This window comes from Pacificoceanicola niger, from assembly GCF_048553275.1.
Lineage (GTDB): Bacteria > Pseudomonadota > Alphaproteobacteria > Rhodobacterales > Rhodobacteraceae > Pacificoceanicola.
Window position 1 is genome coordinate 93602 of record NZ_JBLZMW010000017.1, and the last position, 16082, is coordinate 109683.

Consider the following 16082-nt stretch of genomic DNA (forward strand, 5'->3'; position numbering starts at 1 on the left):
TTGCCAAAGGGTCATAGCAAGCTGGCCCACTTACCGATCGGGCACCGCTTCAAGGGATTTCTCGAACCGCTTGCCTGCCGCTGCAGCTTCTTTCAAGAGCGCGTCGAAATTGTCAGGTGGGTTGCCATCTTCCAGCATCCCTTTGAACGTCGCATAGGCATCCGTCTTGCTGCCATAGGCGCGCAGGGTCTTGTCGTCGTTCACCCATGCCACCACGATGACCTTCGCATCGCTGTTGAACCGGTAGAACAACCGATACTGCTGGAAGAATTTCGCCCGGAACCAGTGCTTGCGGTGATCGCCTAGTGTGCCGCCTTGCCGGAAAGCGGCGGCACCCGGATCTGCAGGTATGGCCTCGGTGACCAGCTTGAAGATGGCGGCCAGCCGTTTCGTTGGGTTTTTCTTGTGCCAGGTCTTGGGATCGCGAGCCTTACGCGCCTCTACCTCCTCGACCAGCCCTTCGAGCTGGTCCAGAAAGAGTGGGTGCGCATAAATCGACCATCCATTCACGACAAGGGGCGCTTGGGCGGGCACGCTATCGCCGCTCATTCATCCTCGAGCGATAGCGGCGCATCGAGATCGACATCAACGTCTCCGACCAGTGCTGCAAGACGGTCATGCAAAGCCCCATCGAAAGCCCGAATGCGGTCCGGATGCGCCTTGATATCGGCCTCGACAAAATCGAGAAAGGCTCCGAGCACGGGATCTTCCTCGTCGCTGCGCACGGGCTCGATATAGACCCTGCCACTCGGCTCGGTGCAGTAACGAATCTGGTCGCCCTTGCCCAGCTTGAGCTGTTTGCGCACACCCGCCGGCACGGTCGTCTGATACCGATCCGTGAGTTTCGAGACATCTTGTGCGAGGGCTGTCATGGCAGTCTCCTGAAGAAAAGGGGCTTTGCTGCCCGCGATAGGTAATGCATTTGCATTGCCTTGTCAAGACAAGCCGCAGCATCTGCTGTCGCCGGGCAGGTCGATGAACCGTCCGGCGCAGGACCTAATTTCGCCCCGCCAGGAACTCCGCCAGCACCGGGCTAGCCGCACCTTTCGTGGAGCTGAGCAGCTCCGAGCCCGCAAGCGAGGCCTTCGACAGGCGTACGAGCCCACCAGTTTCCTCGATGCGGTAGCAGCGGCGCTTTTGCCGCCCGCGCCTGTAGTGGGTCGCGGTGACAATCTGGCAGGTACTGCCATCGGTGAGCGTCACAGGGGTGGCGAGCTTGATCTTGTCGCCTTCCTCGTAGTCCGGGATCGCAGCCCAGTCCTGGCAGCGCTGGCGCCAGGCATGAGCATAGCTGTCTGGGTCTTTCAGCTCGGACAGCAGGGCCAATAGGCTCAGTGGCGCGCGGGATTCGACCGGTCCCGCGCTTTCCTCCATGTCCTTGTAGCCCCAGCAGCCGTCATCATATCGGGTAAGGAATACGGCGGCGAAAGTGATGGAGCCATCCGCATCGGTGACATAGGTCGTGTCTTCGACAGGGGTGCCGTCGATATATGTGACCTTTGCCGCCGCGTACCAAGTCGAACCCACCTTGCAGGCTTTGACCAGTTCCGTCTTGCGCCTTTCGCCCTCGAAGGTGCACAGCCGAGCAATCTCCGCTTTCTCATCCGCGTAGGTCTGGACGCGGCCGTCGGTGTAGAAGAGCCAACCCATCACGCCGCCCTCCGGTCATCGATTTCCATCAGCGCATCGAGCGGCACGCGGTAGGGCTGCATGGCGTCAAAATCCTCGCAATTGCCGCAGTTCTGTACGATCGCGAAGGTGTCGCAGGCATCCTTGAGGATGACCCGGAAGGTGCCGCCGAGGCCTGACGGCACCTCGTAGGTCCCGCCGATGAGATAATCCGAGGCCCGGCGCACGAAGACGCGGATGCTGTGGCCATCGGTGGCGAGCCGGATCGCCCCCCGCCCCCGGTCGATGAGCACCTGCACGTCATCCAGGATGTCGGTATAGAACTGGCCGGTCAGATCGCGAAACGCCATGCGGCGCTGCGCCATCCAGTCGGTGTCCCGAAACGGGTTCATGCCGTCGGCGAAAGCGAAGGAGGGATCGGCCTGTTCGGTGGTGACGATACGGGTGGTCGTGCCATCGATGCCGTTTGAGCGCAGATGCACACCATTGCCGACGATGAGGATCAGGGCGGGCCTGTCCACGGGCCCGTTCCAGTTGGGCAAGAAGGTTTTGCAGGCGCGCGCATGGGCGATCTGTTCCGCAACAGCGGACGCAGAGAACTTGAGAATAGCCATGAGGATGTCTTTCGGTTGGGTGTGGGAGGGTCGACCCGCGCGGGGAATGCCTCGCGCGAGTCGCGTGAGGACTCAGGCCGCTTGCGCGACCTCGCTGTCAGGCTCGGGGGTTTCCGCAGCGGGCTCCGCCTCATCACAGGCGACACCGGCGGTCTGCATCATGGGCGGGCACCAGGTGGCCACGGCAGCGCGCTGCGCGTCCGTGAGTGTGGCGAAAGGCTCGGCGAAGAGCTTGTCGCAGAAGGCGACGATCTCTTTCTTGCTCGACGAGGCGAGCGTCACCGCCTCTTGGGCGAGACCCAGATCCTCGCCGAGAATCTTCAGGAGCCAGGCCTTCTTGAAGCGGTTGAAGAGCGCCGCATTCGGCGTCCAATATGCGCGAATGTCGGGCATGATCTCGATCTCGAACGCATGCATCAGGCTGTCGCGCCGAGGATCCCGCGCGAAGCAGGACTGCGTGGTGCTGGCGGTGGCATAGGCCACGAGCTTGGCCTTCTCGCCTGCCTCCAGCGCGCGAAACGCCGCGAACTGATCGGCGGGCGCGCGGGTGTCATCGAGCCAGGAGAGATCAAGCGCATCATGCGCCGCCGCCACCTGCTCGAGCGAGGTCTCGTCGATCTCGTCCATCTTGGCATGGCTGCGGTATTCCTTGCGGGCATCGATCTTGATCGCCTGCGTGACACTCATTCCGCTGGCCAGAACGTCACTGACCAGCTTGAAGAGCGTCAGATCGAGCGTGGCTTCCGGATGCAGCGCCATCGCGGCGCCAAGGGCCATGGCCCGCTCGGTCTTGAGGTCCTCAGCCAGCGAGGCTGGATAGGTGATTTCGCCGGCGTCCGGTGCCTCCTCCCCCGTCGGGTTGACCGACGAGCCGCGCGCGCCTTCCACTTTCACGGTGTCCTCGGGGCGGACGAGGCCAACATGGAGCGTGACCTGCCCACCCTGCCACGACGCGATCACCCCGGACCGCGCGAGGTCCTCGGCGCTGTAGGCCTCCTGCAGATCGCGCACTTCTTCTTCCAAGGCGTCCACGCGCTCGTAAAGGGCATTGTAGGCACCGTCCTCGAGCCCCTCATCCTCCATCTCGAGCTGCAGCTTCTCGAGTTCTGCGGTGATCTCATCGATGCGCTTCTGGGCCGCTTCATCCGGCTCAATCGGGCCGGGATAGACGCGGCCATAGTCCGCCATGGTCGCGTAATCATAGCGGACCATCGCATCGGCCCAGGCAAAGCCCAGCCTCATACGGGCCTCTTCGGCGGCGGCACCGAGCTTCTCGAGCAGGATGGTCTCGACCAGTGCTGCATCCTCAAGCACGGAATGCTCTTCCAGAAGGTCAGCCGCGACAGCACCGCCCCGCGCCTCGTAGTCCGCGCGCACAAAGGCCCCAATATCATCGCTGACCTGCACGCCGCGGGATTTGAGGGCCTGACGGACGGTGTAGGCCTGCAGATAGCCGCCGTCTTTCGTGAGCGCCTCGAAGACCTCGCGCTGCGCCTCCTGGCTCGGGTGCTCGGCGAAGGCCTTCATCGTGTCGAGCGTGATCACCTTGCCCCGGGCTGCGGCGCGGATGTCGGGGTGGATAAGGCCATAACGCAACCGGCCTTTCACGGCCGCCACCGTGGCGCCGAAGGTCTTTGCGATCGTCTCGGGCGTCTGGCTGTCGACCTCCATCATCCGGGCGAAAGCCTCGAACTCGTCGATGGCATTCATCGGTGCCTGGGTGATGTTCTCGGCGAGCGACAGCGCCGTGGTGACGTCGCAGTCGTCTGGGACAAGGCGACAGTCGACCTTGGTTTTCGCCATGAACCCCTTGGTGGCCTTGTCGGCGACCAGCTCCTTCAGCGCAGCATGGCGTCGGCCACCGGCGAGGACAGCATATTTGCCGTCAAGCTTCTGGACCAAGAGCGGCTGGAGCAGGCCCAGCACAGCGATGCTGGCCTTCAGATGCGCGATGTTCTCGGGGTCATAGGTTTCCGGCGCGTTGCTGCGCACATTGGCGGGATGCGGGATCAGATCGCCGATGGCGACGGTAAGGGGAGCAAAGCTTGTGGTCATGGGATATCCTTCCAGGAGGGTGAGGTGTGGCCCGCGCGCTCACGCGCGTGACCAATCCCCGGCTTCAGGGATCACCAAGACAAAAGGCCCACTTTCCCTTTGAGGGGTCAGTGGGCCTTGAGTTTTCAGATCGACACTTTGGGAAGCCCTCCTACCCTACCAGTCACGCGCCAGCATGATGGTCAGCACGCGCATGGTTGTGGCAGGATTGTCCGGGGTCTCGGCCCCGTAGCGGAAATCCGAATCTGCCTCATAGAGATCGATTTTCCAGAACACGGTCTCGCCCCGGATCTCGACCGCGCCAAAATCGTGCCATCCCTCGGGATCATTCTCAGGCTCGAATGTATCGAACGCACCGGTGGCCTTCACCGCCTCGGCCATGAAGCCGTCACCGGCCTCCATAAGCGAGCGGGTGACATGCATTCGGCCCTGGGTGGGCTGCGCGGGCGCCACTCCAAGGCACGCGAGCTTGCGAAACGCGTCGTTTTGCGCCGCGATCACGGTCGGATCCGGACGGTCTGGCTGGGATTGAACGGTCATGGACATGGGATCTCCTTTGAGAAGTTGAAACACCCTTCCCAAAGCCCGCTTTCACTTTTCTGCTTGGCGGAAGGACCGAAGCAGAAGGCGCCTTACCCGAACAGCCCTCTGGCTCTGTAGTTCGGGTTGGGGATGGTTTCGATCCAGCCGCCCTGTTCCTTGATGCTCTCGAGTGCCGCCGAGAGCGGGTAAGCGCCCTCGGACGGGCTCCACCAATAGGCACCGCGTTTGAAGGTGATGATCTTGCGGCGGCCGTCTTCGAAGCAGGCCACCCGCAGCGTCTTGGGTTCCTTGCGTGACATGCGAGTCTCCGTTCTCCGTGTGGTCAGGCGGCCTCGGCACTGCGCCCTGCCCTACCCGCCTCAGATTGTGCGATCAGATAGTCACAGGCGCGCTGCGCATCCGCGGCGTGCTTGAAGATCGCACCCTTGTCCGACCGAAGAACGCGCAACCAGTTGTGGAGGTAGGCGGCATTCATCTCGAGCGTATGCGCCGTGAAGCCGAGCGTCTGACCCAGGAACACCGAGGTCAATTCCGCGACGATCTCCTCGCGCGCATAGGACGTGTTGCCAAACTTCGAGAACCCGAAATCACGGTTCAGCCGATGCGGGGCTTTCGTGGCATGGGCCAGCTCATGGGCCCAGACCCCGTAGAAATTGCGCGGGTCCTGGAACCGCGTGATGGACGGCATGTAGACCTTGTCCACGGGCGGCAAATAGTACGCCTCCGTGCCCGTGAAGACGGTTGTGATGTCGATCGCATCAAAGAAGGTCTGCATGTGCGGGATGGGCTCGGACGGCGCATGCTCGGGCACGGGCTCCGGGTCGGGGAAGAAACTGTCGGGCAGGCCATCGATTTGGCAGGCATTGAACACGCGGTAGGATTTCTGGAAGCGGAAGATGCGGGCTTCCTCGGAGTGATCATCCCCGTCGCTGCGGTCATGCTCATCTGCGCCCGCATCTTTCCGGCTTTGACCGTAATAAACGACGACAGAGGATTTTTCGCCCTTGCGGACCTTTGCGTCCAAGGCATTGGCTTGCGGCAGCGTCATCCAGAAAGGTGAGCTGTGGCCCGCCATCACGGTCCGCATCGTCAGCAGGAAGTTGTTCACTCCCTGGTAGGGTTCTCCGCCCACGCGCAGGGGACGAGAGCTGCCACCTGCGGTCCATGGCTTGCGCCACGGCAGGACGCCGCGCTCGATGATGCGGATGATTTCGTTTGTGATGACCTCGGAGGCATCGAATTTGGGCGTGCGGGATCGGGCCATGGCTGGCCTCCTTTCGAGTTTTGGTGAGAGTAAGTGGTGATCAGGCTGACTGATGGGACCGCGGATCGTTGAGGATCCTCGCGCCGAGCCCTTCGACCATGTCGATGTAGGTGGTCAGCGAGACGGACTTGCCGGAACCCGAAGGTTCAGGGTCAACCGATCCGTCCCGCGCCACGCACGGCAAGTTCGCGAAGGCGATGACGTCACTGATGGGTCGGATATCGATGAACGGGGTTCCTCGTGCGACCGCAAGAGTGGCCAAGGGAAAGCGCTCGATCAGCGCGAAGGTCGAAACGGTGGTCCAGCCGAGATGGATGAATGTCCCGCCCTCTCCGCAGATCACATGCGCGTTTGGTAATGACGCGGCCTGCTTCAGATAGCCGAGATCACGCAGGACGGTCTGGCGTTCGAGCCGCTGTGCCAGCAACGTCTGGCCAGTTCGGCGCAACTCTCTATGCCGCCACCACGAGGCAGCGGTTGCGCGGAGCACGCGCAAGACACCTGTTTGCATGGGAATGCCCTTCATCAGGAAAGACAGACCGGAATCCGGCCCGGACCCATCTGAGGGACCCCAAAGGTCCTCATCCGTCAGTCACAAAACCCGAAGAACACTTTCTCTTTTTTCGGCCCCTTTGGGCACACAACAAAACCGAAAAGCCCGGCACATCTGCCGAAGCCATTGATTTCATGCAGCAATTCTAGATCGGCAACCAAGATCGGCAACGCATATCGGCAAAACCTTGCTTAAAAGTACAAAATGTGTTTATTTTTCAATTACTTTGCAAACATGGAAGATCGGCAAAATGCTGGAAACACCCGCCAGGATCGAACCCTGCTTCTTCGAGGAGCATATTCCGACAGAACTGGCAGACCTTTCGGTCGACATCCAGAGGGAAGCCACCGGGCTGGGACAAGGGTTGCATCCTGACAGCGCAGCCGAACTTGCCGATCTCGTCCGTGTGATGAACTGCTACTACTCCAACCTGATCGAAGGACACAACACGCGCCCCCGCGACATCGAAAGGGCGCTGGCTGGCGCCGAGCTTGAGGAAGAAACCCGTCCCCTCGCCCTTGAGGCCCGGGCGCACGTCATCGTTCAACGGGCCATCGACGAGATGCATCGCAAGGGCACCCTGCCCCGCCCCACATCCGTCGAATTCCTGACTTGGGTCCATAAGAGCTTCTACGACGAGATGCCGGATGAGTTTCGGGTCATCGAACATCCCGACGGCACACAAGAGCCCATCGTTCCGGGACGCATGCGCCAGGATGATGATCGGGAAGTTGCGGTCGGGCGCCACCTACCTCCTTCATCGTCGCGCGTCGCGGCATTCATGGACCATTTCGACAAACGATTTCAGATTGCGGCGCGGTCTTCGAGCGGACGGATCATCGCGATCGCCTCTGCGCATCACCGGCTCAACTACATCCACCCTTTCCCGGATGGTAACGGCCGTGTCAGCAGACTGATGTCTCATGCCATGGCCCTCACAGCGGGGATTGGTGGCCAAGGGCTCTGGTCCGTATCACGTGGGCTGGCCCGCGGGCTAACCGATCGGGGCGAGTACAAACGGATGATGGATCTGGCCGACAGTCCACGCCGCGGAGACCGCGACGGACGGGGGAACCTGTCAGAAGCGGCACTGAAGACGTTTAGTGAATGGTTCCTAAAGGTGACGCTCGACCAGATCACCTTCTCAGCAAGATTGTTCGATCTCGGCGGACTAGACCAACGGTATCGTCGTCTTGTTGCAGATACCATCGATGACAAGCGAGCGCCGGAACTAATCTCGGCGGTTCTTCGGCATGGGGCACTGGAACGAGGCGATGCGCAGATTGTGCTCAAGACGTCCGAGCGTACTGCTCGCAACACGCTGAGTAAACTGACCGCCGCCGGATACCTGAGGTCCGCCTCGCCGAAGACGCCGGTTCGGTTGGCGTTTCCGTTGGATTATCGAGAGCGGCTCTTTCCAAACCTCTTTGGAGACGGTGACCTCCCACAATAACTTTAGGCATTTAGGGTGTAATGCCTGGCCGCCGATTTCTTCCATGGGCGGCCAGATTTTCATCAAGGCTTGCTCATGTGTCACTTGTCCACCGCGGTGGACATCTGCTGGTCTGAGATAAACTGAAGAACCACCACGCGCCGCTATGTGCGTTTGGACAGTTTTGGTTGCCACAAGCGCCGATTCTCGTTCGAAGTCCACCGCGGTGGACATTAGACAGTTCGCTCATTGTTTTCGGACAGTCGCTTGATCAAAGCTAATGGATCAAATTGGTTTTGCCTTTGACCCAGGGTGATACTGTGAAAATACGCTGCAAAATCCCTGATGCGTTTTCCAAGCTGTAGCATGATGAAGATCGCGCATGACGCTTTCTGAGCTCCTACAGCATTCTTGGCTTTCTCGAAAGTCTCTGGGTGAATGCCCATCATGGGTGCAAGTGTTCGAGCATGGTTTTCAATGTCCAACCAGTTTCTAAGTCTCTCTGTGGAGAACGATGTCGCCTGATCGCAGACTGAGGTCAGCAAGTCTGGTTTCAGGGCCTCAAGGCCTATGTTGCTATCTAAATCTTTTTTTTCTTCTTCAGACTTAGATTGATGCCGGACAGTTTGTCCGTCATTGGCGGGCAATTCCATAGTTTCAGGCGGGTCATCCGGGGTAGACAAACTCTGGCATTCTGCATCTGTATTGGCGAGCAGAGCGTGGTATTCGGGGAGGCTCAGCTTCCTGCGTAGAGCTTTCCGTGCGTGGTTGATGAATGCGTTGCTAGGATCGTGCTCTTCCAAATGGGCGAGCTTTGTAAGGATCTGTTTGCGGACAAATATCCGATCTCGCCGGTTATTCTCCATCTCTTGCGCGATGGCTATAAGCTCGCTCGCACGTTGGAGCAGGGGGGTGAGAGACAATCCATAACTGATGCACTCCCCGCCGGATGAGCGAACGCGGTAGCGCTTTCGGTTCGAGCTGTCATTGCGCTTGATGAATCCGAGTTCAACGAAGCGGTTGATGTGCCTCCGGAGTGTCCGTTCGTCGATTCCGCCAACGCGCTGGCAAAGTGAATCGTTAGACGCAAAAACCGTTTCGCCATGGCCAGGTTTCAGAAAACTGAGCATTGCTTGAAGTGTCTGTATGTGGCCAGGACGTAGACCAAACACGCTGCGTGCATCTCTCAGGGCTCTGAAGATGGTCCAGACGTCGGTTTCAGATGGGGGAAATGAGCCGCGGGTTGCATCAGCACCTGCGGCTTCGATCGAGAGTTTTGTAAATGCCATGGCTTGTTCACGACGACCGTTCGGCCCACAACTTCCCCGTCTCTTTCCTCGAATTTTCGCGGAAAAAGGCAAAAAATATCAGTCCACCGAATCGGTGACTCTTGACCGGTATGCTGGAGGTTGCTACATCAAAGATGCTAATCAGATGATGAGGGCTCTCCAGGGGAAACTTTGGGGGGCTCTTTTCTTTCGGGTCTTCGCTTTTCTCCTCTGCTCGTGTTGCTCTGTGTGGCCTGGGTTAGGACCCAGAGCCTCTCTCATTCCGCCACTGTACGAAGAGTTGCAAAAGCGTAGCTTCCGCGTGCTCTTCGAGCCATTGGCCGAATTCTGGATTGTCCTTCTTGGTGACCTTGAGCGCGATCGCCTTCTCATCGATTGTCAGCGTGCCCAATGAACTGCCGTTCTCATCATTGATGACCGAAGTCAGCCCACGATTGGGCGGCTTCTTGTCGCTACGTGCTTTGCTCGAGCAAGCCGAATAGACCGCTTGGAACTTTTCGGAACTAGGAGTGTCGTCGGGCAGGGCGGCGAGCGCCTCTTTGGCGATGTCCACCAAATCTACCTTCACCGACAAGGCAGCTAGATCACCCCACTGCCGTCGTCCGATCCCATGTGCTGGCCCGATGAGTTGAACAAGACCGTCTGGCAGTTGTTCTATGACGACCCTGTGGTTGGATACGCCTTGCCGGGTCAGACCTAGAGCATCTTGAATGACACCGGGTTTGTACCCGGATTCTTGCATCTCTTTGATAAAAAGAGACTTTTCTATAAAAGACGGATCAAGCCTGAGGTTGTTCTCCTGGCCTTGAGCGATCAGAGATGCGTCATCGTCCAAGGTTCGAACAATTGCCTTGACCGTTCCACCGACCTTACGGATCGCCGCAAGCCTGCGGCGGCCGTAGATGATGCGGTATCTGTCCGGTTGGGCTGATGGACGGACCATGATGGGCACTTGTTGGCCATGCTTGCGAATGCTCTCGGCCAACTCATCGATACTGGAATCTTCCAGCACCAACCGATCGCGCAGCCCATCCATGTCAATCTGATCGGGTTCGATATCGCGAATCGAGTTTGCTGTGATCTCGCGCAAAGAGTCGCGCAATCCTCCAACAGATCCCGGCAGCTTTGCCGCTTTTGGCGGGGTAGGGGAGGGGGCTCCGCTCTCCGTCTCATTCCTTGGAGGCTGGTTGAAGATGTTTCGGGCCATCAGCGACGCCCCCATGCCATTTGGATCGTCTGCTCTAGCTCATCGCCAACGCCATTCACGCTGGTCAGGGCGCGATCAATTGTCTTTCTGATGAATTGGCTTGGATCGACTTCGTAGACGGTCTGCTGGGTCATCCCCGCGTCGGAGATCGCCGTAGACTTCAGCATTGGCTCTGTCATGACCTGACCTGCCAGAATTGATCTCAGGTAGCCTGCCATTTGGGTCTGCGGACCGTCCGACGGTTCATATCTGGTAATCAGGAACTTGACAAAATCCCATGTGACACGCCGACCGATGGCTTCCTCCACGGCCTTGACCGTTTCTGAAGCAAGCTTCAGGAATTGGCTCATGGATGCGATGTCAAGCATGCCAGGTACCACGGTAACCAAAAGCCCCGTCGACGCTGCCAGCGCAGTCAGGGTTAGAAACCCAAGCTGAGGCGGGCAGTCGATCAGGACGATGTCGTAGTTTGCCTCAACCTCTTCAAGCGCCAAGGCGAGGCGCTCTGCAAAGATGGGCTGTACGCGACGGGCGAGAGCGTTTGCGGTCTCGGTTTCGTACTCCGAGAGCATCAAACCGGCGGGCACCATGTCGAGCTTATGGAAGTAGGTCTTTTGGATGACGTTCGAGAGAGGAACTTGGTCCTCATATCTCAAAGCATCATAGATTGTGCCGCCATCGGCGAACTCAAGCTCGGGCCGAAAGCCGAAAAACGTGGTCAAACTTGCTTGCGGATCGAGGTCTAGGACCAGCACGCGGTAACCGCGCAAGGCATACCTTTGCGCAAGATGAATCGTTGTAGTAGTCTTTGATGAGCCGCCTTTGAAGTTGACGACGGATATCACCTGGAGACGATCGCCATCACGTCGACCTGGGCGGTAGCTTTCTGCGTTCTTTCCAGTGCGTCCAAGAACATCGCGCAACTCATCAATCTCTTGGGCTGTGTAGAACCGGTGTCCGCGGTTGTCTGTATGCACTTCCGGGAAGCTGCCGTCCTTGTGCCGGTTGCGCAGGTTAGATGTGCTTACGCGCAGGAGGCCGGCGACTTCGGTGGAACTGAAGCGACGTAGGGACTTTCGTTCTTCGGGTTCGAAAGCGATCTTCATCTGGCGATCCAAAGACTCAGCCAGATTGTTGGCAAATGCTCCGATATCGGAAGAGCCTATGCCTTGCGTGTATCCAATGTTACGATCATCCATGTCCTGCCGCCCACTCTCGGCCTCTGTTGAGGCTCTTAGTCATTCTGACGGTGTACAGCGTGTCTGACGCGTTTTGCCGTCAGAATGGGAATGCCACGATCCAGTGAGTCCGGCAAGAAGAATCTAAATGTAGTGTGAAAGTTATCCACAACACCTATAGGTGTTGTCGTGTAAAAAACTCAGCAAGTCATTGATATAGATATATTAAATGCAGATCTAACCAAATCGAGCCGCTACTCTGTTGAGTTGGCATATTAGCAGCTAACCCCAAGCAACTAATGGCACTTTCTGCCTCCTGCGGAGTTTTCTCCCGGTGAAATTTTTTGGATTCGGGTCAGAAGCTACATCTGATTTTGGCTCGATTCGTACGGCATGAGGCCAAGTCGTTCCGCCCGCTCCAACAGCATTTTCACCGAAGACGGCTGCCATCTTGTTCGGCCACGAGGCGTGCGTTCGCGCATCGCTTCCAGCCGGGTGCAGATCGCCTGAAGCGTGATGTCGGGGTCCGCGCCCTTGATGCCGGCGACGATGGCGGGCAGACGGTCGTCGGTTTCGCGGCGCCCGGCGCGGGCTAGCACCTCGGCCGGCAGGAAGCCGTCGCCGACATAGGCCTTCACAGCGCGCAAGAGACGGCTTTGGGTCCAGCGACGCGCCTCGGGCAAGGGGCCGTTGATGATGCGCACCACGTCTTCCCAGGCCAAGTCGGGTCGCAACCGGCGCACATGGGGCACCCAATCTTGTGCCGTCTCGTTCAGACGCTCCATGTAGCCGTCTTGTCGCGCCAGCCGTACTTTGCGAAGAGCAGCAGGGTCTTTGGCCCGCAGTCCAGGGTTCCCGCCGACCCGGCCCTTGGTACGGGCGCTCGCCAGCCCTGCTTTGGTACGTTCCCGGATCAGCGCCCGCTCGAACTCGGCCGCGGCGCCCAGAACCTGCAGCGTGAACTTGCCTTGCGGGGATCCGGTGTCGATCGGGTCCTGAATGGAACGAAAGAACGCCCCCTTGGCCTCCAACCGTTCGATCACCTCGAGAAGGTGCGACAGAGACCGTGCGAGCCGGTCGATCCGTACGACAACCAGCGTGTCGCCCTTGCTAATGCGCTCCAGCAAGCGGGCAAGCACCGGCCGGGCACGATTGCCGCCTGAGGCGTGCTCTTCGAAGATCTCGACGCATCCCGCAGTTTGCAGGGCCTCAGACTGGGGCAGGGGGGTCTGATCCTCTGTGGATACGCGCGCATAGCCTATCAGGGGCATGAAAATCGGCCGTTTGCAATTTCATATACCGTTACTAAACGACCGTTTGTAAACGAATGCAACCGCTCTCTCTGTGGTGCTGCTCATCAAAAACCCCTTGGATTCCATACGCTGAGCGTGATCAGAGAGATCTCGCAGACCACCGCGCGCACGTGCTATATAAGGTGTGTGGGCGCACCCTGACAAAACACTTGGGTAAAATGCAAAAGTGCCGTATTTTGCACATATGAAGCCTCAAGTATCTACACATTATGATAGTTTTGACGATCCTCTAGTGGATTCGGAGGGGCTTGAAGAGACGTCTGAGGACGACCTGTGGTTCCTGCCCGGTCCGATGGAAGTGGAGCCGGATTATCTGCTGCCCGGACCGAGAGCAGAGCTGCGTGAAACCGCAGTCCTCGACGATTGGCGGAAGGCAGAGGCGGTTAATGCCGCGCGTCTCGCCCGTGTGGCTGGTCGGATCGGCGCGTTGGATGACCGGCTGCGCCGTGGCCCGAAAGGCTGGCGGCACAGGCTCGCGCTGATGGAGGCGGCAGACCTCAGCTGGTTTGTGGGTGACCGTATTGGCCCGGATCGGCTGGCGCTCTGGATATCCATGCGCCTGTCCGGCGTGCAGGACAACACTGCAGCGCTCGCGCGTGTCGGATGGGCAGTGCGGCGTCTAACAGGCGGTCCCGGCCCAGAGGTGGACCTGTCCGCCTTCCTCGATCGCCGTGACCCCGAAAACATAGCAGGTGAAGCCGAAACCTTTGCGGATCGCGCGGGCGGTTGGCTTGACCTGATGGCGCAAGCCGTCGACCTGCACCCGATCACACGCGCCTGCATGGGGCTTCACCTCTGGAGCCTTGCGGGCCTCGGGCAACAGGGCGACCGGATGGAAGCGGCGGTTACCGCCGCACGCATTGCCGCCAGCGAAGGCCCGAATTCGAATGGAGGGGCCATCTTTGCGCCTCTGGCTATGCGCGGGGCAGGGGGGCTGCGCGCCAGTGGCCCACCAGCTGAGCGCTTGGAGCGTTGGCTCGAGGGAATGGAAACAGCATGCCTGACCGCGATGCGGCACCTCGACGATATCCAGGCATGGTCAGCGCGGGCGGAAACCATGATGGCCCCGCTCTCTGGCAAGACACCACCAGCATTGCGCGCCGTGCTGGCCGAATGGCCCCTCGTCTCCGCCCCAATGGCCGAGACCCTGACCGGTGCCAGCCGCGCCGCCGTCCAGCGCAACCTCGTCTGGATGGAAGCGCGGGGTTTGATCTGCGAAGTGACCGGGCAGGGCCGGTTCCGGATGTGGCGCACCACGACCTAAGAGATGAGCGTCATCGCTCGGTATCCTGACGGGTGCGTGCCAGTCGGCCAAAGTTCCGGTAGGAGGAGGCAAAGCCCGCCGGAACCTTGGCAATCAAGGTGCTCGAATTTGGAGATACTCCTCGCCAGTGCGCAAGGCCGCTGTGGCCGGCGCTTCCGTGCGGTTGTGCCTTCACCATCTATGATGACTGGTGAAGGCGGCGAGCAAGACGCCCGGTATTTTGGACACTGCGCGGCCCTGTTTGTCGTTGCTGCTTTGCCTGCCCCCGTCACCGTGCAAGTCAAAGTTCACCACACTGCCGTTCGCTGCTCAGGCGAAGCGGGCGATATGGCCTTCCTCCATAGCCAGCTTCGACAGGATCTGACTCTGCAGCAACCGTGGTCTCGGGAACAGGCCGGGTCAGGCTGGGCGGCGCGCCGATCTTTTCGTAGTAGCGGATGGTAAATTGCGGATCACAAGGATCGTGTGTTTTCACGAAAATATGTCCTTGAACCTCTAGCCACTAGAAGTCCTATCTAATCAAAGTGAACAGATACCGTTCTTGCCATAGATTCTGGTGGGAACCGAAAGGGTACGACATGCTGACAAGACGACACTTCATTCAAACAACAACGGCGCTATTCTCCGCGTCTGTTTCCAGCCCCCTGTTGGCCGATACCTGGCCCACCGAGGCACAGAAGGCTGAATGGGACGCGCAAGTCACGCCGCCCGGATTCGATCCGGCCGCGTCAAACCCTTGGGGCCTACACCCGCGCTTTTTGCCCCAACGCGTGATTGCGAAACCCGGGCTCGTGCCAGGAGACATCCATGTCGATGCGGTCGCGCGGTATCTCTATCATATCGAGGAGAGCGGGACCGCAATGCGCTACGGTGTGGCCATTGCCCGGGGCAACCTATACGAGCCTGGGGTCTACACGATCAAACGCAAGGTGAGGTGGCCGCATTGGACACCGACCCAGAACATGATCGAGCGGGATCCGGAAAACGCACGATGGGCCGACGGGATGGAACCCGGCCCCGAAAACGCTTTGGGATCACGAGCCATCTATCTGTACGTCGGAGGCCGCGACACTTATCTTCGAATACACGGCACGCCCTATCCGAGAAGTATCGGCGGTCGAGCCAGTTCGGGTTGCGTGCGGATGGTCATGGCTCACATTAACGAACTTTATCCCAACGTTGAGATCGAATCGACGGCACATTTGTACTCAGCGGAGGACAGTGTCACCGCGCGAAGTTGAGTGTGGTGCGTAGGTCTGAGGCGCGTTGATGCAACGTCTGACGCGTCCTCAAGCTTCGCGTGCCACGCAGATCGGATTACCGTTCGCCGTGCGCAACGGCAGCAGCGTCGTTTCGACCGGCCCGCTGTGTTCGTACCAATAGCAGCCGTCTTCCGGCACGAGGCGCGCGGTTGCAACATCCTGATCCGGAGCAGCCATCGCAACCACGGCTTCGGGAACGTTGCCCGTCTGGTCTGCCGTGTCGTCCGGCCCTGTCGGCTGGATGGCGCATCCTGTCGTGAGCAAAAGCGCCACCGCAACCATCATTTTTTGCTTCAGCATCAAAACCTGCATCGAGTTTCCTTTCTTTTCTGTTTTTCTTCGTATCGGCTTTTTATGCCTCACGCCGTGATTGAGGCTGTCGTCGGACCGTCTAGCAAGAAAACAAACGGAAATACCACCGAACTTTTCTCTTGAAGCTCTAGCTACTGTAGGGGCTATGTCATGACAAAGCACCCGAA

The 16082-nt window shown here is 59.3% G+C and carries 18 protein-coding genes; 3 read left to right on the top strand and 15 right to left on the bottom strand.

Going from position 1 to position 16082, the window contains the following annotated elements:
* Positions 1-30: 30 nt before the first annotated feature.
* From ACN2XU_RS19190 to ACN2XU_RS19230, 9 genes are all read right to left on the bottom strand, one after another.
* Positions 31-549, bottom strand: coding sequence for a type II toxin-antitoxin system YhaV family toxin (locus ACN2XU_RS19190; RefSeq protein ID WP_024099306.1), 519 nt, complete (start codon positions 547-549; stop codon positions 31-33).
* Positions 546-872, bottom strand: coding sequence for a type II toxin-antitoxin system PrlF family antitoxin (locus ACN2XU_RS19195; protein WP_005668772.1), 327 nt, complete (start codon positions 870-872; stop codon positions 546-548). Before ACN2XU_RS19195 ends, ACN2XU_RS19190 begins: the two co-directional genes overlap by 4 nt.
* 124 nt (positions 873-996) lie before the next feature.
* Positions 997-1650 carry a DUF6927 domain-containing protein gene (locus ACN2XU_RS19200; protein ID WP_419411992.1) on the bottom strand — a complete coding sequence of 218 codons (654 nt, stop codon included), beginning with the start codon at positions 1648-1650 and terminating at the stop codon, positions 997-999.
* Positions 1650-2243 (bottom strand): hypothetical protein, encoded by a 594-nt coding sequence (locus ACN2XU_RS19205; protein WP_024099304.1) that lies wholly within the window; start codon positions 2241-2243, stop codon positions 1650-1652. The genes ACN2XU_RS19200 and ACN2XU_RS19205 overlap by 1 nt, the downstream gene beginning before the upstream one ends.
* A gap of 72 nt (positions 2244-2315) precedes the next feature.
* Entirely contained in the window at positions 2316-4298 is a 1983-nt protein-coding gene (locus ACN2XU_RS19210) for a ParB/RepB/Spo0J family partition protein (RefSeq protein ID WP_024099303.1), read from the bottom strand.
* A gap of 156 nt (positions 4299-4454) precedes the next feature.
* Complete coding sequence (locus tag ACN2XU_RS19215; protein ID WP_024099302.1) at positions 4455-4844, bottom strand: DUF3768 domain-containing protein; 390 nt, start codon at positions 4842-4844, stop codon at positions 4455-4457.
* A gap of 86 nt (positions 4845-4930) precedes the next feature.
* Positions 4931-5140 (bottom strand): DUF6330 family protein, encoded by a 210-nt coding sequence (locus ACN2XU_RS19220; protein ID WP_040182663.1) that lies wholly within the window; start codon positions 5138-5140, stop codon positions 4931-4933.
* Positions 5141-5163: 23 nt separating this feature from the next.
* Positions 5164-6105: an ArdC family protein gene (locus ACN2XU_RS19225; protein ID WP_096705139.1), complete on the bottom strand. Its 942-nt coding sequence runs from the start codon at positions 6103-6105 to the stop codon at positions 5164-5166.
* A gap of 40 nt (positions 6106-6145) precedes the next feature.
* Positions 6146-6616: a hypothetical protein gene (locus ACN2XU_RS19230; RefSeq protein WP_024099298.1), complete on the bottom strand. Its 471-nt coding sequence runs from the start codon at positions 6614-6616 to the stop codon at positions 6146-6148.
* A gap of 292 nt (positions 6617-6908) precedes the next feature.
* On the opposite strand from ACN2XU_RS19230, the gene ACN2XU_RS19235 reads away from it, so the two are divergent.
* Positions 6909-8111, top strand: a complete 1203-nt coding sequence (locus ACN2XU_RS19235) for a Fic family protein (protein WP_024099297.1) — start codon at positions 6909-6911, stop codon at positions 8109-8111.
* Positions 8112-8323: 212 nt separating this feature from the next.
* Here ACN2XU_RS19235 and repC read toward each other — a convergent pair whose 3' ends face one another.
* The 4 genes from repC to ACN2XU_RS19255 form a co-directional block, all read right to left on the bottom strand.
* Positions 8324-9379 carry a plasmid replication protein RepC gene (repC, locus tag ACN2XU_RS19240; RefSeq protein ID WP_024099296.1) on the bottom strand — a complete coding sequence of 352 codons (1056 nt, stop codon included), beginning with the start codon at positions 9377-9379 and terminating at the stop codon, positions 8324-8326.
* Between the two features lie 238 nt (positions 9380-9617).
* Entirely contained in the window at positions 9618-10586 is a 969-nt protein-coding gene (repB, locus tag ACN2XU_RS19245; RefSeq protein WP_024099295.1) for a plasmid partitioning protein RepB, read from the bottom strand.
* On the bottom strand, positions 10586-11785 hold the full coding sequence (gene repA, locus ACN2XU_RS19250) for a plasmid partitioning protein RepA (RefSeq protein ID WP_024099294.1): 1200 nt from the start codon (positions 11783-11785) through the stop codon (positions 10586-10588). The genes repB and repA overlap by 1 nt, the downstream gene beginning before the upstream one ends.
* 341 nt (positions 11786-12126) lie before the next feature.
* Positions 12127-13035: a recombinase family protein gene (locus tag ACN2XU_RS19255; protein ID WP_024099421.1), complete on the bottom strand. Its 909-nt coding sequence runs from the start codon at positions 13033-13035 to the stop codon at positions 12127-12129.
* A 226-nt stretch (positions 13036-13261) separates the two neighbouring features.
* Here ACN2XU_RS19255 and ACN2XU_RS19260 point away from each other — a divergent pair, with 226 nt between their 5' ends.
* Positions 13262-14341 (top strand): hypothetical protein, encoded by a 1080-nt coding sequence (locus tag ACN2XU_RS19260; protein WP_092465192.1) that lies wholly within the window; start codon positions 13262-13264, stop codon positions 14339-14341.
* A 280-nt stretch (positions 14342-14621) separates the two neighbouring features.
* Here the strand turns inward: ACN2XU_RS19260 and ACN2XU_RS19265 are convergent, their stop codons facing one another.
* Positions 14622-14816 carry a hypothetical protein gene (locus tag ACN2XU_RS19265; RefSeq protein WP_123618725.1) on the bottom strand — a complete coding sequence of 65 codons (195 nt, stop codon included), beginning with the start codon at positions 14814-14816 and terminating at the stop codon, positions 14622-14624.
* A gap of 103 nt (positions 14817-14919) precedes the next feature.
* Between ACN2XU_RS19265 and ACN2XU_RS19270 the strand changes: the two genes are divergently transcribed.
* Positions 14920-15582, top strand: a complete 663-nt coding sequence (locus ACN2XU_RS19270; protein ID WP_092465193.1) for a L,D-transpeptidase — start codon at positions 14920-14922, stop codon at positions 15580-15582.
* A 48-nt stretch (positions 15583-15630) separates the two neighbouring features.
* Here ACN2XU_RS19270 and ACN2XU_RS19275 read toward each other — a convergent pair whose 3' ends face one another.
* Positions 15631-15915 carry a hypothetical protein gene (locus ACN2XU_RS19275; protein ID WP_092465194.1) on the bottom strand — a complete coding sequence of 95 codons (285 nt, stop codon included), beginning with the start codon at positions 15913-15915 and terminating at the stop codon, positions 15631-15633.
* Positions 15916-16082 lie beyond the last annotated feature (167 nt).